Here is an 18,604-nt window from a genome sequence, read left to right as displayed (position 1 = left end):
CGGTACTCGGACGTCTCCGTGACGCCATCGTAGATCCGGACAACACGCCTGACCCAGTGCCGTCTGATTCCGACGCTGCTGATGTCGGGCTGCAGCGTGCGGTGATGGGTGCTTTGTCGGGCCCGTACCTGTCGCGTGCGGATCGGCTGAGCAATGCGGTTGCGCGTGAGCTCGCGTTGCCGCCAGAATCAATCAAGACTAGGATGGCGAGCAAGGAAATGCCTGATGGGACCAAGCGCACCAGCAAGTCGACGCTATCTGATCCCCCTGCGCATTCCGTGTCGGACGTGGCGCAATTCACCGGGTCGCGCGACAATGACCTCCCCGAGGTGAGCGATATGACGGTTCTTCCCGCTCCGAGCTTGCGGACGTTTCACGAGCGGAGGACGGATGATCCCCCGATCATCTGGGGAAATGTGCCGCCTCGGAATCTGAACTTCACCGGCCGCGAAGAACTGCTGGAGCAGCTCAGCAAACGCCTGACCGCCGGCGGTGCCACCGCCGTGCTGCCGTCCGCGCTGCACGGCATGGGCGGTATCGGCAAGACGCAGATGGCAACCGAGTACATCTACCGCCACCTGCAGGACTACGACCTCATTTGGTGGATCGAGGCGGCCCGCCCGACCCAGATCCGCGCCGGCCTCACCGAGCTGGCGCGTCAGCTTGGACTTCCCGGTGCCGCCGAGGCGAACATCGCCGTCCCCGCCGTCCGCGAAGCACTGCGCGTCGGGCGTCCGTTCCGCCGCTGGTTGCTCGTCTTCGACGCGGCGGAAAGCCCCGAGGAAGTCCGTCCGTTCTTCCCGGCCAACGGTTCCGGTGAAGTGCTGATCACCTCTCGCAACCCGGACTGGGCCGGTGTGGCCCGTCCGCTGGAACTCGCGGTGTTCGACCGCGCGGAGAGCATCGAACTGCTGGGCAAGCGCGGCCCGGAGATCGATGAGACTGACGCGGACGTGCTCGCGGAGAAGCTCGGCGACCTGCCTCTGGCGGTCGAGCAGGCCGCGGCCTGGCGCGCGGTCACCGGTATGCCCGTGAGCGAGTACCTGAGGCTGTTCGACGAGTCGGTGGCGGAGATCCTCAGCACGTCCGCCGAGACCGACTCGGAGAACGAGCGATCGGTCGCCGCGGCCTGGAACGTGTCGTTCGACGAGCTGAAGAAGCGCAATCCGGCTGCACACCAGATCCTGCACATCTGCGCCTTCTACTCGCCGGAGCCGATCTCGCGAGACCTGTTCACCGGCGTCAGCCGGGTGTCGATCTCCCCGGAACTGGACGCGGCACTGCGGGACCCGATCAAACTTGCCAGGGCCATCCGCGACATCAACCGCTACGGCCTGGCGAAGATCGACCACGGCAACAACACCCTGCAACTGCACCGGTTGGTCCAGTTGGTGCTGCGCAATCGCACCATGGCTCCGCAGCTGCAGGCCCAGATGAAGCACGGCGCGCACCAGCTCCTGGCCAGTCTCGACCCCAACGACCCCGACTCGGCTCGTCACTGGCCGCGTTATCGCGAGCTGCTGCCGCACGTCTACGCGTCCGACATCGTCGACTGCGACGAGGACTGGCCCCGGCAGCTCATCATCAACGTGATGCGCTTCCTCTCCGGGTGGGGCGACCACGACGAGGCCGCGCGCCTGGCTGAGCTGATCAGCGAGAAGTTCGAACGCAAATTGGGCCCCACCCACCCGCAGTCGTTGGACGTCGCCGCACGTCTTGGCTTCTACCTGTGGGGTGTGGGCCGGTACGAGGAAGCCTCGCGGATCAACCAGCGCACTTTGCAGCGGCAGATCTCGGTGACCGGTGAGGACAGCGAGGAGGTGCTCACCCTCCAGACCAACGTCGTCACCGACCTCCGGGCACAGGGCGACTTCGCCACCGCGGCGAAGCTGAGCGAGGAGATCCTCCACAAGTCCCGGCGGCTGTTCGGCGACGACGACCCGGAGACGCTCAAAGCGGCCTACCAGCACGGCATCAGCCTCCGGTTGTCCGGTGAGTACGTGGCGGCAGCCGAACTGGACCGCGACACCGCTCGGCGTCGCAGCGAGGTGCTCGGGACGGATCACCCGAGGACGTTGTTCAGCCAGGCCGCGGAAATCGTCGACCGGCGCGAAGCGGGCGAGTACATGCGTGCGCGGATCGACATGGAGAAGTTCACTGAGACGTTCCGGACGCGTTTCCCCGCGGACAACCCGGAGCAGTCGACGTGGTTGTTCCTCCTGTCGGTATTGCGGCGCAAGGACGGCAACCATGCGCAAGCGCTGGAACTGTCCACTCCGGCACTCACCCAGTTCACGCTGCTGTACGGGCACGACCACCAAACCCGGTTGGCCTGCGCCGTGGCGCACTCGATCGACCTTCGCCACGCGGGAGACCTCGGCGCCTCGAAGACACTGGGCGAGGACACGTTCGAGCGGTACCGGCGCGCTCTGGGTGACGACCACCCCCACACCGTTCTCGCGACGGTTGACCTGGCGTTGACGATGCGGCTCAAGGGGGAGGTGGCCGAAGCTCGGGAACTCGACGAACGGGCGTTGGACCTCTTCCGCGGCCGCCTCAGCCCGAACCACCCCTACGCGATCGTCGCCACGATCAACCTGGCGAGCGACCTCGCGGCCCTCGGTGAGATCGAGCGGGCGATCGCTCTGGGCCAGGACGCCGTGCAGCGTGGTGGCCAGGTGTTCGGCGTCAACCACCCCACCCTGCTGGCCGCGTCGCTCAACCTCGGACACGACCTCCTGGCGGCGGGCCGCCCGGAGGAGGCGGCCCGCCGCCAGGAGCCGGTGCTGGACAGGTACCGCAAGGTGCTGGGTGAAGGGCACCCCGGCACCATCGCCGCGATCAAGGGGACAAGGGCGAACTGCGACATCGACCCGCTGCTGATGTAGCGGGCCTCAGCCGGAGACGAGCTGGTCGAGCCACCAGGCGAGCTTCTCCGGCGTCGGTACCTCATGTGCGGTGCGCCGGAGTTCGCGGTGCACCGCACGCACCACTTCCGGGCAGTGCAGCAGTGCGCGCGCGGCCGGGTTCGGGCCGGCGGCGTTCAGAGCCAGTCCCAGCCCCACCAACGAGACGGGCCGGTCGGGGTCGGTGCGCAGTTGCGCGCGGTAGCCGCGGGCCGCGTCGGCGTGGAGTCCGGTGACGAGAGCGAAGTCCGCTTCGGTGGCGTCGGGGACCACCCGCCAGTTCGCGTGCCCGTTCAGGCCGAGGTGCACCACAGTCGCGCGACTTCGTGACCACGGTCCGTCCGGCACAGGTGTCGGCGGGGGATCGGCCTGGGGCAGGACTACAGGCGGCCTCGCCCGCCCTGCCAGCCAGGCGTCGACCGCGGTGGAAACGGTCGAGGGGTCCGGACGCCGGTGTCGCAGGAGCCAGCCCGCACGATGATCTGCGGCGAGCAGATCGGCCAGTTCCAGGACGTCCTCCGGCACTGGTTCGTGCTGCCAGGGGCCAAGCACCTCCGCGACACCGTCCAGAAAACGCCGGCCCGCTTCGGTCAGCGTCGCGTCGCGGCGCAAGGTCCGCAGTGTTCGCCACGTCTGGCCGCGCCAGTGCGCGAACTCGAAGGTCGCGAGACGCGACCCGCCAGCCTGAGCCGTGCTTCGCCAGAACGCGGTGACGCCGAAGAACGCATACACGCCTTGAAGCGCACCGCTGAGAGGACGCGGATCGTCCCGCCAGGGAACGTAGATCCGTTCTGTGCGATCGTTCTCGTAGAGCTGAGCCAGGTGGAGGATGCCACCCAGCACGATGTGCTGGTGCTCGTGCACCAAGGTGGCGGCCAGGTCGGTGGCGTCCGAGGGCAGCCCGATCACAGCGCTGCCGAAGGCCTCACCGGTCGAAGCGCTCGGGTTCTAACGGCACGGAGATCTCGAAATCGAGATCGGCCATGATCGCTGCGGCCGCCGCGAGGGCGTGCACGTGGCCGAGGTCCATCCACAGTGGACAGGCCCCGTCGATGCGGTTGTTGAGCAACCGGGTCGTGTAGTCGGCCCAGCTTCTGGTGTAGGGGTGGGCGAATGCTCTGTCAGGGCGGCCGGTGACACGTTCCCGGCTCGCGCGAGCAGGTCCCAGACCGTTTCGAGCGGCAGCAGCGGCCCGTACGCTCCTGGGACCTTCGCCGAGGATTCGATCAACGCGTGCACCACCAGCTTTTGCCTGCTGTGCTCAGCTCCGCGCAACCGACCGATCATGGACCTCGATCTGCCGCACCGGATCATGAAGGTGGCGGCGGTGGCGGGCGATCTGGTGCCGGACTGGCTTGCGGTCCTGATGCCCGACGCCGCCCGCGTTCTGGACGGGTTCGTGGCCCGTGGTGGGGGAGAACCTGCGGTCACAAGACTCCCGTCAGCTGGAGTTGATCGACCGCAGGGACAATGTCGGCGCAGGGTGCCCGCTGATCCCCGGACTAGGGAGTTCCAGCCTGCGAGGACGCGGAACCCGGCTGCGACGCCAGCTCGCTCTTGCGGCGGGTCAGCACCAGCGGGCCGTCCTCGGTGATCGCGACGGTGTGCTCGGAGTGCGCGGTGCGCGAGCCGTCGGCCGATCGCAGGGTCCAGCCGTCCTCGTCGTAGATGATCTCGTCGGTGGTGGCGGCGAGCCACGGTTCGATGGCGACGGTGAGGCCGGGCTTGAGCTTCATGCCGTGGCGGCGGCGGCCGTTGTTGGAGATGTGCGGTGCCTCGTGCATGGTGCGGCCGATGCCGTGGCCGCCGAACTCCAGGTTGGGCGTGTAGCCGAACTGGCCGCAGACCTCTCCGATGGCCGCTGAGATGTCGCCGATGCGGTTGCCGACCTGGGCGGCTTCGATGGCGGCTGCCAGGGCCACCTCGGTGGCGCGGATGAGGCGCTGGTCTTCCTCGCGGGGGGTTCCGACGATGACGGTCATGGCCGAGTCGGCCGCCCAGCCGTCTACGAGGACCGCGATGTCCATGGTCAGGACGTCGCCGTCCTCCAGGACGTAGCTCTTGGGGAGGCCGTGCAGTACGGCGTCGTTGACGGCGAGGCACGTGACGTTGCGGAAGGGTCCGCGTCCGAAGGACGGCGAGTAGTCCCAGTAGCAGGACACGGCGCCGCGTTCCTGCAGCATGTGGCGCGCGTGGTGTTCGAGGTCGAGCAGGTTCACGCCCACGGCGGCCTTGGTGGAGAGCTCGTCGAGCACCTCCGCGATGAACTGGCCGGTGACGTGCATGCGCTCGATCTCGGCGGGGGACTTGAGCTCGATCAACGTGTTCCTCCATCAGCGGGTGCCGGTATAACTATACCGGCTTCGCGGAACCGGCTGAACAACACCACCCAGGAGGGGGACGCGCGTTGCATCTGCCCGGTCGCGTCACCACAGTGCCTGATCATGAAGCAGGTGCTGCAGCACAGGATCGACTCGACCTTCGCCCACTACGACGTGAACCGCAACGGCGTCATCGAACTGGCGGACATCTACGCCCTCGCCAACCGCCTGCTCCAGGCGTACGGCGAACCGGCCTCCTCGGAGCGCGGCCGTGACCTGGTGGAGGCCTACGACAGGTTCTGGGAGATGCTGGCCGACCACTGCGACGCCGATCGAGACGGTCGCATCGGGCCGGAGGAGTACCGCGCGGCCATGATCGAGGCGTTCGTGGAGGGCGGCCCGATCAACATGGACTTCCTCGAGGTCGTCCAGTCCCTCCTCGTCCTCAAGGACACGAACGGTGACGGTCGTGTCGACTCCGCCGAGTTCGGGGTGCTGCTGAAGGCGCGCGGGCTGTCTGCGGAGGAGTGCGGGACGGCGTTCGCGCACCTCGACACCGACGGTGACGGGGCGATCAGCGTGCAGGAGTACGTCGCGGCGGTGCGGGACTACTACACGAACCCGGCGGAGGACACGCCCGGCAGCTGGCTGTACCCGAAGGCGCTGCAGCGGATCTGACCGGGGTCGGGGCTTCACCTCGCGTCAGGAAGAGGTCAAGCCCCGCTCGGTCAGGACCGGATGAACTCCAGCAGGTCCGCGTTGATCACGTCCGCGTGCGTCGTGGGCATGCCGTGCGGGAACCCCTCGTAGACCTTCAAGGTCCCGTTCTTCAGCAACGGCGCGGAGAGCAGCGCCGAGTCGGCGATCGGCACGATCTGGTCGTCGTCGCCGTGCATCACGAGCACCGGCACGGTGATCTTCCGGAGGTCCTCGGTGAAGTCGGTCTGGGAGAACGCCACGATGCCCTCGTGGTGGGCCAGGGCCGAGCCCATCATGCCCTGCCGCCACCAGTTGCGGATCAACGCCTCGCGGGGCTCCACGCCGTCGCGGTTGAAGCCGTAGAACGGGCCGGAGGGCAGCGCGGTGTAGAACTCCGAGCGGCTGGCGGCGAGCTGGGCCTGGAGGTCCTCGAAGACGGACAGCGGCAAGCCGCCGGGGTTCGAAGGGGTCTGCACCATCAGCGGGGGCACGGCGCCGAGGATGGCGGCCTTGGCCACGCGGGACTCGCCGTGCCGGGCGATGTGGTGCACGACCTCGCCGCCTCCGGTCGAGTGTCCGATGTGGACGGCGTCGCGCAGGTCGAGGTGTTCCGTCAGGGCTGCCAGGTCTGCGGCGTAGTGGTCCATGTCGTGGCCGGTGGCGACCTGTTCTGAACGGCCGTGGCCGCGGCGGTCGTGCGCGATGACGCGGAAGCCCTGCCGCACGAAGAACAACATCTGGTTGTCCCAGTCGTCCGACGAGAGCGGCCAGCCGTGGCTGAAGACGATCGGCTGGCCGGTGCCCCAGTCCTTGTAGAAGATTTCCACGCCGTCGTTGGTGGTGATCGTCGGCATCGCCGTGCTCCTGTCTGGTCGCGTCCCTTCGCCACCACTCTGCACCTCCGAGTGCGGCCGCGGGGTCTGTCACATGACTGGACCGGGCAGGCGGCCGTGGTGTGACACCCGGCGGCGCGACTCACGACGGAAGCCTTCCAATATGGTCATGTATAGTGACTATCACGATAATTGATCAGTTCGGAGGATGTCATGACCGCCACCACGCTCGATCACGAGGCCGTTTTCGAGCAGGCCTGGTCCGCGCCCGGCACCACCACCGCCGACCTGCCGCCCGTGCGGGTCAACGAGGTGCTGCGCGAGCGCTACCGGGTGACGCCGCCGTTCGAGTACACCGGCGCGCTGCTCTGGGACATGGAGGTCCGCAAGGCCAAGGCGCCGAGCACTTTCATACCCGGCGTGGTGCTGCCGGGTGCGGAGAAGTTCCCGAGCTCGTGGCGCGGCCGGACCGAGCAGTTCACGCGGGTGTCCGAGCAACGGCTGTGGGCGGACCCGTTGCGGACCGCGCGGATCATCGAGCACGTGCGTCTGGACCACGACAGCCGCCGCGCGTTCTTCGTGGGCGCGGAACGGTTCGAGGCGCCGGACGGGCGGGTGTTCACGGCGGGGGACGGGCAGCCGGTCTTCCATGTCGAGCACTCGGTCGGCGGCGCGGAGGCGGATCCGCTCAACCTGTGGCGGATCGTCGTCCTGACCGGCGAACGCGACCCGGCGCTCGCGGCCGTGTTCGACGAGATGGCCGGGGACCGGTACCTGCGCGAGTTCGTCGAGGTGCATCTGCGGGAGGTTCTCGGGCGCGACCTCGCGCGCCGCTAGGGTGTGTCGATGGTGACCCGCGCGGAACGCAACGCCTCGAACCCCGATCTGGGAGTCCTGTCGGGCCGTCTGCTGTTCGCGGTGCAGCGCGAGCTCTTCCAGACCCTCGCCGAGCTGGGGTTCGGCGACCTGAAGCACCGCCACGGCGCGGTGCTGGCCTACCTCGACCCGGACGGGGTGCGCGCGACGGACCTCGCGAACCTCTCGGGCCAGCACAAGCAGATCATCGGCACGCTGATCGACGAGCTGGAGGTGCTCGGCTACGTCGAGAGGCGGCCGGACCCGAGCGACCGCCGGGCGAAGCTGATCTGCCCGACCGGCCGCGGTCTCGCGCAGATGAAGGCCGCGGACCACATCATGGCCGCGATGCAGGAACGGCACGCCGAGCGCGTCGGCAAGGGTGAGTACACGCGCTTCAAGCGCATGCTGATCGACATCACCGAGCACCAGCGCCTGGCCGGCCGGGCCTGACCGGATACCTCGAGATCGGCGGTCACGGCGCTCGCTGGATTTAGTCAAGAATATTGATTATCATGAGTTCATGACTACTTCAGTGGAGCTGACCCGCTTCCGCGTGGCGCCCGAGAAGGTCGAGGCCTTGCTCGCAGCCCGTCCGGGCATGATCGCCGACTTCGAAGCGGACCGGGAGGGCTTCCTCGGCGCCCGGCTCGTGCGGCTGCCCGGCGACGAATGGCTCGACATCGTCGAGTGGCGGTCCTCGGCGGACTACGCCGCTTCCAGCGAGAAGGGGCCGAACCGGCCCGGCATCAAGGCCTTCTTCGACGCGATCGACTCGCTCGTCACCGCGGAAGAAGGCGTGCTCTCCGCGTAGGAGCACCACATCCCTGCCCAGGAAGAGGAATCACGATGTCTCGCAAGATCGCTTACGGCACCGAACCGTCCCAGTACGGCGTGCTGCACCTGCCCACGGGCGACGGCCCGTTCCCGGCCGTCGTGATGGTGCACGGCGGCTGGTGGGCCGCCATGTGGGACGACACGGCCGTGCGCCCGCTCATCGCCGACCTCGTCGGCGACGGCTTTGCCGTGTGGAGCATCGAATACCGCCGTGTCGGCGAGCCCGGCGCGGGTTGGCCCGGCACGTTCGAGGACGTCGCTCGTGCCGTCGACCTGGTCGCTGAGCTCGACGCGCCGCTGGACCTCTCGCGCGTGGCCGTCGTCGGGCACTCGGCGGGTGGGCACCTGGCGACCTGGACCGCGCACCGGGGCGCGTTGCCGTCCGGCGTCGTCGGGGCGCATCCGGTGGTGCCGCTCGTGGGCGTGGTGTCGCTGGCCGGTGTGCTCGACCTCGTCGCCGCCGACAACGCCGAACTGGGCACCGAGTTGGCCGACCTGGACGGGGAGCCGCCGCGGGGCGCGCCCGGACCGTCCGGTCCCGGGCACTGGCCGGTCGTGGCGGCCGGGGTCGGTCACGGCATGACCCGGCTGCTGCTCGGCGTCTCGGCGGCCGGGGACCCCGGGCTGTACGCGGTGACGTCGCCGGTGGAGATGGCGGACGGTGGCGTGCCCGTGCTCGCGATCCACGGGCTGGCGGACGAGGTGATCCCGGCGGAGTTCAGCCGCAGGTACGCGCAGGCGCACCCGCGGGCGGAGTTCGTCGAGTCGCCGGGAGCGGACCACTTCGCCGTGATCGAGCCGGACGGGCACGCGTGGACCGTCGCGCGGAAGTGGTTGGCGGACAAGCTTTCCTGACGAGGGGGCCCTGGTCGGGCCCCCTCGTTCCCCATCAGAGGCAGAGGTAGCTGGACGCCGTCTTCGGGTCGCCGTGGATGTAACGGGAGGTCCGCGGGTACGGGCAGAGGTTGCGGGTCGTGTCGGCCGTGGCGGCGGTGAGGGTCGCCGGCGCCTTGCCGCGTTCGACCCAGTCGACCAGCTGGCCCAGGGCGTTGGTGGGCTGCGGGCCGTTGCCGCCGAAGCAGTGGTCGACTCCGGGCGCGGTGAACAGGCGGTAGAAGTCGTTCACGTACCCCATGCGCCGCTCCACCTGGTCGCGGTACTTCAGCGTGCCACCGGGAGGGATCAGCTGGTCGTTGGTGCCGACGAACGTGATCAGCTTGCCGCCCGAGCGCCGGAACGCCGACAGGTCCGGGTCGGAGGTGCCGATGACGTCGTCGAACTCGCGGACCGACTGGCGGAACAGGTCGCGGTACTGGGCGTAGGTGAGCTTCGAGGTGTCGAAACCGGGCTGCTTCAGCAGGAAGTTCTGCACCCACAGCGCGGCGACCGGGAAACCGGGGCCGGTGGCGCCGGGCAGGGTGCCCGCGAGCCACACCGGGTCGGCGCCCTTCGGCAGGCCCGGCCACAAGGAGCGGCCGCGTTCGTCGGTGGGGCCGTCCCAGATCTTGCGCATGACGTCGGCGTCGGCTTTCGTCACCACGATCTCGTTGCCGTCGCACAGGATCTTCGCGCCGATGAGCTGCCGCGGGTCGTAACTGCAGCGGTCGGGCCGGTCGACGATGCCGTTGGCGACACCGTCCTGGGTGTCGCAGGCCTGCACGGCTTCCTCGCGGAACGCGTCGAGCACGCAGTTGCTGACGACGTGACCGTCGTTGCCCTGCACGACCTGCGGCCACAGGGTCGCGACGGCGAACTGGGACCAGTTGACGGCGGGCGCGTTGGCGAGGACGCCGTCGTAGTCGTCCGGGAAGTGCTGCGCCTCCGAGTAGCCCTGGCGGCCGCCGGTCGAGCAGCCGTTCCAGTACGAGTAGGTGACCGCGCGCTGGTAGTGCTTGCGCACCACCTGCTTCGCGATCACGGCCGCCTCGTGCACCGAGCGCGTGGCGAAGTTGGTCAGCAGGGTCCGGTCGACCTCGCCGTTCTTCAGCGCCCAGCTCGCGTTGAGGCCGTCGAGCACACCCGCGTCGGTCGTCACGGCCGCGTAGCCGTCCTTGACGGCCTGCTCGAACGGCGCTCCGGTGTCCCCGGCGGCGTACGCGCTGCCGCCGACGCCCTGCAGCCTGCCCGTCCAGTTCGGGGGCAGTCCGACGACGACCTTCACGTGGTCGCCGGTGTGGGTGAGCGTCACGGTGACTTCGCAGTGCGTCGGGCGGCTCACGGCGTCCACGGACTCGATCTTCGCGCCCGCCGGTGCGGTGACCGCGACCGTCGTGCAGTTCGGGGTGCTCGCCGACGCCGGCGCGAGGGGCGCCAGTCCGGTCAGGAGCAGCGTTGTCGCCAACAGCTTCGTCAGTCGTCTCACGCCGCGCGACGTTAAGCCGGGCCGTGAGGTGCTCGCGCCCGTCAGATGACGCTGCCGGTGTACGTCACCGAACCGGGTGACAGACTGCCGCGCATGCGCGAGGTGGGCAACAGACGCTACCGGCTGGATCGCGAGCTGGGGCGCGGCGGCATGGGGGCCGTGTGGCTGGGGAAGGACACGGTTCTCGGCCGCGAGGTCGCCGTCAAGGAACTCCTGCTGCCCCAAGGCGTACCGGCCGCGGAACGCGCCGTGTACCAGGAACGGGTGCTGCGCGAGGCGCGCATCGCCTCACAACTGCAGGACCCCGCCGTCGTCACCGTCTACGACCTCATCTCCGAGGACGACCAGACGTTCATCGTGATGGAGCTGATCAACGCTCCGACGCTCGAGTCCCTGGTTGAGAGCTCCGGGCCGCTGGACGTCCGCGCGGTCGCGACGCTCGCGGGACAGCTGCTCAACGCCCTGGAGGCCGCGCACGCGTTCGGCGTCGTGCACCGCGATGTCAAGCCCGGCAACGTGATGGTGCCCGGCAGGGGCACCGCGAAGCTCACCGACTTCGGCATCGCCCAGTCCGTCGACGACCCCCGGCTGACGGCGACCGGCACGCTGATCGGCTCGCCCGCCTACATGGCGCCGGAACGCCTCGCGGGCGGTGAGGCCTCGCCCGCCTGGGACCTGTGGGCGCTGGGCGCGACGCTGTTCTTCGCCGTGGAGGGACGCGGCGCGTTCGACCGCCCGACCACCTCGGCGACGATCCTCGCGGTGATGAGCGAACGGCCGGTGCCCCGCGTCTCCGGGCCGCTCGGCGAGCTGATCACCGGCCTGATGGACCCCGAACCCGCGCGCAGGCCCGGTGTCGCGCAGGCACACCGCCTGATCGAGCGCGCGCTCGTCGTGGGGGAGGACCAGCCGACCGCGTTGCACAGCGGTCCGACGGTGGCGGTCCCGACGATGGGCGTGCACCGGCCGGTCACCGGTCCGCGGCCCACGTCGGGTCCGGTGGCGATCGGCCAGTTCGCCCCCGCCCCGGTCTTCCCGGTTCCGCCGCGCCGCAAGCGCCCGGTGGGGTTGAACCTCTCGGCCACGCTGGTCCCGCTGTTCCTCGTGGGCGCGCTGATCTCGTTGTACTTCACCGTCTTCAAGCCGATGTTCGCCGGCTGGGGCCTGGGCGTGCCGGACGGCCCGGCGAGCACCGCCGCCATGCAACCGGTCCTCACGATCGGCCCGGGCGGCGACATCGGGGACGGCGCGGTGTCGATGGCGTTCCGCAACTCCTGCCTCACCTGGGTGCCCGCGAAGGACGTCCGCAAGATCGAGAGCAAGGACCGCGTCGGCTGCTACGCCGAGCACGACGTCGAACTGCTCGACACCGTCCTCGCCAGCACCGAGACCGAGAAGGACGTGCCGTACCCCGGCGTCGAGGAGCTCACGAAGATCGGCGGCACCGGCTGCACCCGGACGTTCCTGTCCGACAAGGTGAACGGCCAGGACAAGGAGAAGACCCTGCGGTACTGGGTGATCGTCCCGACCGCGGAGGCGTGGAAGGTGAAGACGGAGAACGGGTACCGCAGCTCCGACCGCCTCATCCACTGCTTCGTCGGCAAGGCGGACGGGACGAAGCTGGTCGAACCGCTGATGAAGAACTAGTTGTCACATCCACGGCGGCTGGTGTGTCTTCTTCGTAGAAGCACAAGAGCAAAGGATGAACACCTTGTCTTATCCGGAAGAGGTCTACTTCGGCGAAGAAGGCGAAGTCAGCGCCACCTACCGCCCCGCGACCACCCCGCCGGAGGTAGGCCGCGAGGGCGACGGCATCCACTACCTCGCGACCACCGAGACCACGCGCGGTGAGTTCGGGCTGTACCGGGTGATGATGAAGCCCAGGGCGAAGGGGCCCAGCACGCACTTCCACAAGACGATCTCGGAGTCGTTCTTCGTCCTCAGCGGCGCCGTTCAGCTCTACGACGGCGAGAAGTGGACCGAGGCGGGACCGGGCGACTTCCTGTACGTGCCGCAAGGCGGGTTGCACGCGTTCCACAACGGCTCCGACGCGCCGGCGGAGATGTTGCTGCTCTTCACCCCGGGCGCGCCCCGGGAGGAGTACTTCGAGAAGCTCAGCCAGGTCGCGCAGGAGGACCTCACCGCGTTCCGGGTCAAGCACGACTCGTACTTCGTCTGACCCGGTGCCGGACCGGTGACACCACCGGTCCGGCACCTGCGGATCACTCCGAGACGGCGATCGCCGAGGCCGGGCACACCGCTGCCGCGTGCCGCACGTCGGCCAGGCGCTCGGCCGGCGGGTGCGCGTTCAGCAGGTCCACCAGACCGTCGTCGTCGCGCTGGTCGAACACGTCGTCCGCGGCCAGCACGCACTGCCCGGCCCCGACGCACTTGCCCTGGTCCACCTCGATGTTCACGCCGACCTCCAGGTCACGGGCAGCTCCGCCACGCCGCCGGTGAGCGTCGCGCGGACCTGCAGCTGGTCGAGTTCCTTGGCGAGCCTCATCTCCGGCAGGCGCTTGGCCAGCGCGGCGAACACGACGCGCAGCTCCGTGCGGGCCAGTGAGGCGCCGATGCAGAAGTGGGCGCCGTGCCCGAACCCGAGGTGCGTCCTCTCCGGACGGTCCGGGTTGAACTCCTCGGCGTCGGTGTACACGCTCACGTCGCGGTTGGCGGCGTTGATGGAGAGCACCAGCGCGTCACCGGCGTGGATGGTCACCCCGGCGAGGTCGACGTCCTCCCGCGCGTAGCGCAGCAGGCCGAGGTCGCCGGGGGCGCCGAGGCGCATGACCTCCTCGACCACCGCGTCGACGCGGCCGTCGGGGTCGGCGACGAGGGCGTCCCAGCGCGAGCGCTCGGTGAGCAGGAACAGCACGCCGAGGCCGATGCGGTTGACCGTGGTCTCGTGGCCCGCGAACAGCAGGCCGACGCACAACCGGACCATCTGCACGTAGTCGAACGACGGGTCCTCGGCCTGGGCGCGCACGAGGTCGGAGATCACGTCCTCCCCGAGCGCCCCGCGCTTGCTCTCGACGAGCCCGACCATGTAGCCGAAGAACTCCTCGCGCGCCTTGTGCGCGTCCTCGCCGATCTCGGTGCCCGCCATGCGCTCGGACAGCGACGCGAACTTCTCGTTGTCCTCCTGCGGCACCCCGAGCAGCCGGCAGATCATGGCGACGGGCAGCGGGAACGCGAGGCCGTGGTGCAGGTCGACGACGCCGGTCCTCTCGTGCTCGGCGATCAGCTGGTCGATGCAGGCGTCGACCAGCTCCTCCATGTTGTCGCCCAGCATCCGCATCCGCTTGGCGGAGAACGCCGGCGTCAGCAGGCGGCGCATGCGCGTGTGGTCGGCCTCCTCGGTCGCGTACTCGCCGGTCGGACCGTCCTGCACGGCGGAGGTCGAGATGCGGGAGGCCTTGTCCGGTTCCGGGTGCGACCGGCCGAAGCGCTTGTCGCCCAGCAGGAGGCGGACCTCCTCGAACCGGGTCACGAGCCAGGCGGGGTCGCCCGCCGGTGTGGTCACGGGCGCGATCGGCGCCTCGCGTCGCAGCACCTCGTAGAGCGGAGCGAGGTCGAGGACGTTCGGCCTGGCCAACGGCAGCTTCAGGCGCTCTGCGTCAATGCTCATGCACCGACCGTAGCGCTTAATGGCAGATGGTGCCAATAAATGATCCAGGTGGGTGACGTGCTTAAATCGCCCGATGACGGACGTTGCGACAGAAAAGCCTCGCCGTGGCCGCCCGCCCGTGAGCGACGAGCAACGTCAGCGTCAGCGCCTCGACATCTCCCGGCACGCCGTCCGGTTGTTCGCCGAACAGGGCGTCGCCGCGACCTCGGGCGAGCAGATCGCGCAGGCCTCGGGCGTCTCCGAACGCACCTTCTGGCGCTACTTCCCGCAGAAGGAGAGCTGCGTCGAGCCGCTGCTCACGAAGATGGTGGACGCGTTCTGCGCGGTGGTGCGCGCCTGGCCGCGTGAGATGGAGCTGATCGACCACCTGCGCGAGGCCTACAGCCCGTTGCTGGGTGCCGCCTCCGAGGACATCGAAGCTGTTCTCTCGGTCGTGCGGCTCACCCAGGAGGAACGTGCGTTGCGCGCCGCCTACCTGATGTTGCGCGAACGGGCCGAAGACGCGCTCGCCGAGGTGCTCGGTGAACGCATGGGGCGCCCGGCCGGGGACGTCGAGGTCCGCGTGCAGGCCGCGGCGATGAGCGCGGTGCTCAAGGTCTCGACGGACGACGTGGCGCGGGCGGCGTCCGGTGGTGTCACGACCGAGACCCTGGAAGGGCACCGGGAGCAGATCGCCACGGCGCTGCGGGACCTGTCGCGGATGCTGTAGCCGTCAGGCCCCCAGCAGCGCCAAGACCCGATCGCGCAATGCGTGGGCCACCGAGTCGAAGCCGTTCTTCACGTACTTCTCCTGCGCCGCGAACACGGCGTCGGCGTACTTGCCCGTGAACGTCTCGAACGTCCGGTAGCTGCACCGGTCTGCGGTGAGCGGGGTGACGATCTGGTCGCGCGTGCCCAGCAGGCCGGGGAACGTGTCCCCGGTGTCGTAGCGCAACAACCGCGGCGGTTCGACCACGCGGATGTACTCGCGGCTGACGAACGTCCCCTCGGAGCCGTCCGGGCGGGGCAGGGTCAGGTCGATCGGCGAGCCGACGGCCAGTGTCGTGGACACCGCCAGCGTGTAGGGATTCCACTGTGGATAGTGCGGGTAGTCGAGCAGCACGTCCCACACGAACGAGGCGGGCGCGTCGATCTCCACGACCACGGACTCGATGAGGTGGGTCATGGCATGTGCTCCCCGCCGTTGACGTCCAGCACGGCACCGGTGACCTCGGAGGCGTGCTGTGACAACAGGAACAGCACCGCTCCGGCGCAGGCGTCGTCGGTCGGGATGCGGCCCAGCGGGTTGCGGGCGGCGATCTCGTCGTAGACGGCCTGCTCGGAGATGCCGCGCGCCTCCGCGGTGAACTTGAGGTAGAAGCGCACGCCCGGTCCGTCGAGCCAGCCCATGATCGCCTGGTTGGCGCGGATGCCGTGCTCGCCCAGTTCCAGGGCGAGGAACTGGGTCGCGGTCGCCATCGCGGCCTTCGCCACGGCGTACCCGCCCTCGCCGCGCATCGGTTTGCGGGTCGTCATCGTGCCCACGTTGACGATGGAGCCGCGTCCGGCGGCCTTCATGTGCGGCACGACCTCGCGGGTCACGTTCAGGGCGCCGAACAGGATGATGTCCATCGAGCGGCGGACCGCCTTCTCCGGCGTCTCCAGCAGGTCGGACCAGCCCGGGTGGCCGAAGGCCGAGTTCACCAGGCCCGTGATCGTGCCGAACCGCGAGACGGCCGCCTCGACCAGCCGGGCCACCTCGTCCGGCCTGCGCACGTCGCACTGGACGCCGACGGCTTCGCCACCCGCGGCGGTGATGTCCTTCTCCGCCTGCTTCATGACGTCGGCCGAGCGGGCGGCCATCACGACCCTGGCGCCCTCCGCGGCGGCGCGGACCGCCAGTTTCGAGCCCAGGCCGGGGCCCACGCCGGTGATCAGCACGACCTCGTCTCGCAGCATCACAGGTAGACCTCCGAGTAGAAGGCGAAGTCGCGGCGCAGTTGTTCTTCGGAGAGGCCGAAGTCCTCGGGCGTGTAGGAGTGGGAGCCGTGCCGTTCGGCGCGGTTCTGCCGCAGATAGGTCTCGAACGCCTCGTCGTCGGCGGGGCCGGCCGGCAGGCCCAGGGCGTCGAGGACCTCGCGGGCGACTTCCAGGGGCCTGCCGACGGTGTCGGCGAACCGCACGTCCACGAACCGGTCCGGGCGTGCCGACCGGGCCGAGGCGAAGCCCTCCAGCGTCCGCGCGAACCTGCGTGACCAGTACTGTCCGATGTGGACAGGGTTGGCGTTGTCGCTGTACTGCGAAGACATCGCGCGCACCATCGACGCGTACGACGGCACGGCGTTGACCGGCGAGCGGTGCGTCATCACGATCTTGCAGTCCGGGAACTCGTCCAGCACGGTGTCGACGGCGGTCAGGTGGTGGGGCGACTTGAGCACCCACGGCAGTGAGCGCGAGGTGTTCTGCCACTGCAGGACCTGCAGCCACTCGCGCAGCTCGCGGTAGGCGGGGCTCTGGTCGGCGGACCGCAGCCAGTCGCCGTAGGTCGGCACCCAGTAGAACGAGTCGAAGCTCATCGACACGAAGGTGCGGTCCAGCAGGATCACGTCCTCCTCCGGCCCGTCCCACACGACGGTGTGCAGGTCGCCGAAGTCGGGGGAGAGCTGCGAGAACACCTGCATCCGTTCCCGCGCGCGGTGTTTGCGCTGCTCGGCGCCGGGGCCCTCGCCGGGGAACGGCAGCGGGTAGGCGACCTCCCAGGAGAGCGTGGACGTGACCTGCGGTGAGGCGGCCAAGAGGCGGTGCAGCAGCGTCGATCCGGTGCGCGGCAGACCGCAGATCTCGGCGGCCACGCGGACCTCGACGTCGAGCACCTCGGGGTTCGACCGTTGCAACGCTCGCAGGCGCAGCCGGTCCGACAGCAGCGCGGTCAGCCGGTGCCTGGTCAGCTCGAATCCCAGCGGGGACAACGCGGCCTCGGTGTTGAGGCTGTGCACCAGCACGTCCAGCGGCTCGCGGAACCAGTCGTCGCCGAAGTAGGTGAGCCCGGTCTTCGCGGCGGCCCTCTCCAGCAGCTCCGGCACGTTCAGCGCGGTCGTGACCGTCATCGAACCTCCTCCAAGGGCACCACGCGGCACTTCGGGACCGGGTGTCCGGCCGCGCCGAGCCAGCGCAGCAACGCGGTGCCGGAGGTGTGGCCGCAGGTGTCGATCCAGTTGCCCACGCCGGGATCCTCGGCGGCCACGACGATCGTCAACCGGCCGTTCACGAGCGACGCCGTGTGCTTGTTGACGGTGATCTTCCGGTGGTGGTCGAGCGACTCCATCCACCAGTTGCCGAGCTGGAAGTTCCAGTACGGGCAGTCGGGCACGTCGGTCTCGACCACCCACGCCTGTCCGGGCTCGAGCACCCAGTACCCGTGCAGGTAGAAGATCTCCGGATCACCGCCGGCCCGCTGGAACATCTCCTGGCCGAAGTCGGGGAGTTCGTTGGGGCGCGCCATGAACGTGCGCGTCCAGTGCGCGAACGTCGCCGCGGTGCCGTGCACCGACAGAGCCGCGCGTTGCAACGCCTTGGCCAGGAACTCCGGGGTGAGGGCGGCGGGTTCGGAGGGTCCGCCGATCTGCTCGACGTGCCACTGACCGGGTATCTCGGTGGTCCGGTCGAGATACGTCTGGCGCACCACCAGACCCGTGGAGTCGGGGGCGAGCGGGAGCCAGTTTCCTTCGTGTTCCGAGGCGCTCGCGATGATCTCCACCGTGCCGTCCGGTGCGACGGTGAGGTCGGCGTCGGACAGTTCGCCGGTCGACGCCATCGTGCCGTCCTTGGCGTACCGGTTGGCCTTGGAGCCGATGCTGAAGTACGCGATGGTGCCGCGCGTTCCGGTGATCCGGTACGTGCGGTCGCCGCGGATGTTGGCGGACAGGTAGACGTTGTCCGGGTTGTCCGCGCCGATCTTCACGAGGTCGAGCTCGTGGAAGCGCGGGAAGTCGGGATCGGCGTTGTCCAGGCAGGAGTAGAGCATCTCGCGGGTCAGCCGGGCGAGGTACCGGTACCCCTCCGCGCGGTCCAGCGGGGTGTCCGGCGCCCCGTCGGACAGGACCACCTCGCCGGCCTTCTCCAACGCACGGCAGAACTGCGACCACGCCTGGTCCGGCACCGGATGCCTCCCGAATTTAGAACGT

At 69.3% G+C, this 18,604-nt stretch carries 20 protein-coding genes; 9 read left to right on the top strand and 11 right to left on the bottom strand.

Translation table 11 applies throughout. From position 1 onward, the window contains the following. The first annotated feature begins 104 nt into the window (after positions 1–104). Positions 105–2,888 (top strand): FxSxx-COOH system tetratricopeptide repeat protein, encoded by a 2,784-nt coding sequence (fxsT, locus tag IE307_RS34040; protein WP_308436426.1) that lies wholly within the window; start codon positions 105–107, stop codon positions 2,886–2,888. A 6-nt stretch (positions 2,889–2,894) separates the two neighbouring features. Here fxsT and IE307_RS34035 read toward each other — a convergent pair whose 3' ends face one another. The 3 genes from IE307_RS34035 to map all read right to left on the bottom strand — a co-directional run bounded on the left by IE307_RS34035 (position 2,895) and on the right by map (position 5,227). Beyond that, positions 2,895–3,815 (bottom strand): aKG-HExxH-type peptide beta-hydroxylase, encoded by a 921-nt coding sequence (locus IE307_RS34035; protein ID WP_229905345.1) that lies wholly within the window; start codon positions 3,813–3,815, stop codon positions 2,895–2,897. Positions 3,816–3,831: 16 nt separating this feature from the next. Beyond that, positions 3,832–3,975 carry a hypothetical protein gene (locus tag IE307_RS47040; protein WP_229905344.1) on the bottom strand — a complete coding sequence of 48 codons (144 nt, stop codon included), beginning with the start codon at positions 3,973–3,975 and terminating at the stop codon, positions 3,832–3,834. 433 nt (positions 3,976–4,408) lie between these two features. Beyond that, a complete protein-coding gene (gene map / locus IE307_RS34030; protein ID WP_191303511.1) occupies positions 4,409–5,227 on the bottom strand; it encodes a type I methionyl aminopeptidase in 819 nt (272 codons plus the stop codon). A gap of 123 nt (positions 5,228–5,350) precedes the next feature. Here map and IE307_RS34025 point away from each other — a divergent pair, with 123 nt between their 5' ends. Further along, positions 5,351–5,905 (top strand): EF-hand domain-containing protein, encoded by a 555-nt coding sequence (locus tag IE307_RS34025; protein ID WP_191303510.1) that lies wholly within the window; start codon positions 5,351–5,353, stop codon positions 5,903–5,905. Positions 5,906–5,955: 50 nt separating this feature from the next. Here the strand turns inward: IE307_RS34025 and IE307_RS34020 are convergent, their stop codons facing one another. Further along, positions 5,956–6,780, bottom strand: a complete 825-nt coding sequence (locus IE307_RS34020) for an alpha/beta fold hydrolase (RefSeq protein WP_191303509.1) — start codon at positions 6,778–6,780, stop codon at positions 5,956–5,958. Between the two features lie 192 nt (positions 6,781–6,972). Between IE307_RS34020 and IE307_RS34015 the strand changes: the two genes are divergently transcribed. The 4 genes from IE307_RS34015 (at position 6,973) to IE307_RS34000 (ending at position 9,306) form a co-directional block, all read left to right on the top strand. After that, positions 6,973–7,596: a hypothetical protein gene (locus IE307_RS34015; RefSeq protein WP_191303508.1), complete on the top strand. Its 624-nt coding sequence runs from the start codon at positions 6,973–6,975 to the stop codon at positions 7,594–7,596. Between the two features lie 9 nt (positions 7,597–7,605). Then, positions 7,606–8,067 (top strand): MarR family winged helix-turn-helix transcriptional regulator, encoded by a 462-nt coding sequence (locus tag IE307_RS34010; RefSeq protein ID WP_191303507.1) that lies wholly within the window; start codon positions 7,606–7,608, stop codon positions 8,065–8,067. Positions 8,068–8,137: 70 nt separating this feature from the next. Beyond that, the gene (locus tag IE307_RS34005; protein ID WP_191303506.1) at positions 8,138–8,428 is read left to right on the top strand and encodes an antibiotic biosynthesis monooxygenase; all 291 of its coding nucleotides are present in this window, start codon (positions 8,138–8,140) and stop codon (positions 8,426–8,428) included. A gap of 35 nt (positions 8,429–8,463) precedes the next feature. Continuing rightward, positions 8,464–9,306: an alpha/beta hydrolase family protein gene (locus IE307_RS34000; protein ID WP_191303505.1), complete on the top strand. Its 843-nt coding sequence runs from the start codon at positions 8,464–8,466 to the stop codon at positions 9,304–9,306. Between the two features lie 34 nt (positions 9,307–9,340). Here IE307_RS34000 and IE307_RS33995 read toward each other — a convergent pair whose 3' ends face one another. Further along, positions 9,341–10,813 (bottom strand): tannase/feruloyl esterase family alpha/beta hydrolase, encoded by a 1,473-nt coding sequence (locus tag IE307_RS33995; protein WP_191303504.1) that lies wholly within the window; start codon positions 10,811–10,813, stop codon positions 9,341–9,343. A gap of 45 nt (positions 10,814–10,858) precedes the next feature. On the opposite strand from IE307_RS33995, the gene IE307_RS47035 reads away from it, so the two are divergent. Beyond that, a complete protein-coding gene (locus IE307_RS47035) occupies positions 10,859–12,460 on the top strand; it encodes a serine/threonine-protein kinase (RefSeq protein WP_229905343.1) in 1,602 nt (533 codons plus the stop codon). A gap of 55 nt (positions 12,461–12,515) precedes the next feature. Beyond that, positions 12,516–12,992 (top strand): cupin domain-containing protein, encoded by a 477-nt coding sequence (locus IE307_RS33985; protein ID WP_191303503.1) that lies wholly within the window; start codon positions 12,516–12,518, stop codon positions 12,990–12,992. Between the two features lie 43 nt (positions 12,993–13,035). Here IE307_RS33985 and IE307_RS33980 read toward each other — a convergent pair whose 3' ends face one another. Then, positions 13,036–13,230, bottom strand: a complete 195-nt coding sequence (locus IE307_RS33980) for a ferredoxin (RefSeq protein WP_191303502.1) — start codon at positions 13,228–13,230, stop codon at positions 13,036–13,038. Beyond that, positions 13,227–14,441 carry a cytochrome P450 gene (locus IE307_RS33975; RefSeq protein ID WP_191303501.1) on the bottom strand — a complete coding sequence of 405 codons (1,215 nt, stop codon included), beginning with the start codon at positions 14,439–14,441 and terminating at the stop codon, positions 13,227–13,229. Before IE307_RS33975 ends, IE307_RS33980 begins: the two co-directional genes overlap by 4 nt. 118 nt (positions 14,442–14,559) lie before the next feature. Between IE307_RS33975 and IE307_RS33970 the strand changes: the two genes are divergently transcribed. Then, positions 14,560–15,150, top strand: a complete 591-nt coding sequence (locus IE307_RS33970; RefSeq protein WP_191303599.1) for a TetR/AcrR family transcriptional regulator — start codon at positions 14,560–14,562, stop codon at positions 15,148–15,150. Between the two features lie 3 nt (positions 15,151–15,153). On the opposite strand, the gene IE307_RS33965 is transcribed toward IE307_RS33970, so the two are convergent. The 4 genes from IE307_RS33965 to IE307_RS33950 are packed head-to-tail and all read right to left on the bottom strand — an operon-like array spanning position 15,154 to position 18,579. Beyond that, on the bottom strand, positions 15,154–15,606 hold the full coding sequence (locus tag IE307_RS33965) for an SRPBCC domain-containing protein (protein ID WP_191303500.1): 453 nt from the start codon (positions 15,604–15,606) through the stop codon (positions 15,154–15,156). After that, the gene (locus IE307_RS33960) at positions 15,603–16,379 is read right to left on the bottom strand and encodes an SDR family oxidoreductase (RefSeq protein ID WP_191303499.1); all 777 of its coding nucleotides are present in this window, start codon (positions 16,377–16,379) and stop codon (positions 15,603–15,605) included. Before IE307_RS33960 ends, IE307_RS33965 begins: the two co-directional genes overlap by 4 nt. Next, entirely contained in the window at positions 16,379–17,527 is a 1,149-nt protein-coding gene (locus IE307_RS33955; RefSeq protein WP_191303498.1) for a sulfotransferase family protein, read from the bottom strand. The genes IE307_RS33960 and IE307_RS33955 overlap by 1 nt, the downstream gene beginning before the upstream one ends. Beyond that, positions 17,524–18,579 carry a DUF1214 domain-containing protein gene (locus IE307_RS33950; RefSeq protein WP_191303497.1) on the bottom strand — a complete coding sequence of 352 codons (1,056 nt, stop codon included), beginning with the start codon at positions 18,577–18,579 and terminating at the stop codon, positions 17,524–17,526. The genes IE307_RS33955 and IE307_RS33950 overlap by 4 nt, the downstream gene beginning before the upstream one ends. Positions 18,580–18,604 lie beyond the last annotated feature (25 nt).

It is taken from the genome of Lentzea cavernae (assembly GCF_014653695.1).
Classification (GTDB): Bacteria; Actinomycetota; Actinomycetes; order Mycobacteriales; family Pseudonocardiaceae; genus Lentzea; species Lentzea cavernae.
This window is presented reverse-complemented; position numbering and strand designations above follow the sequence as displayed.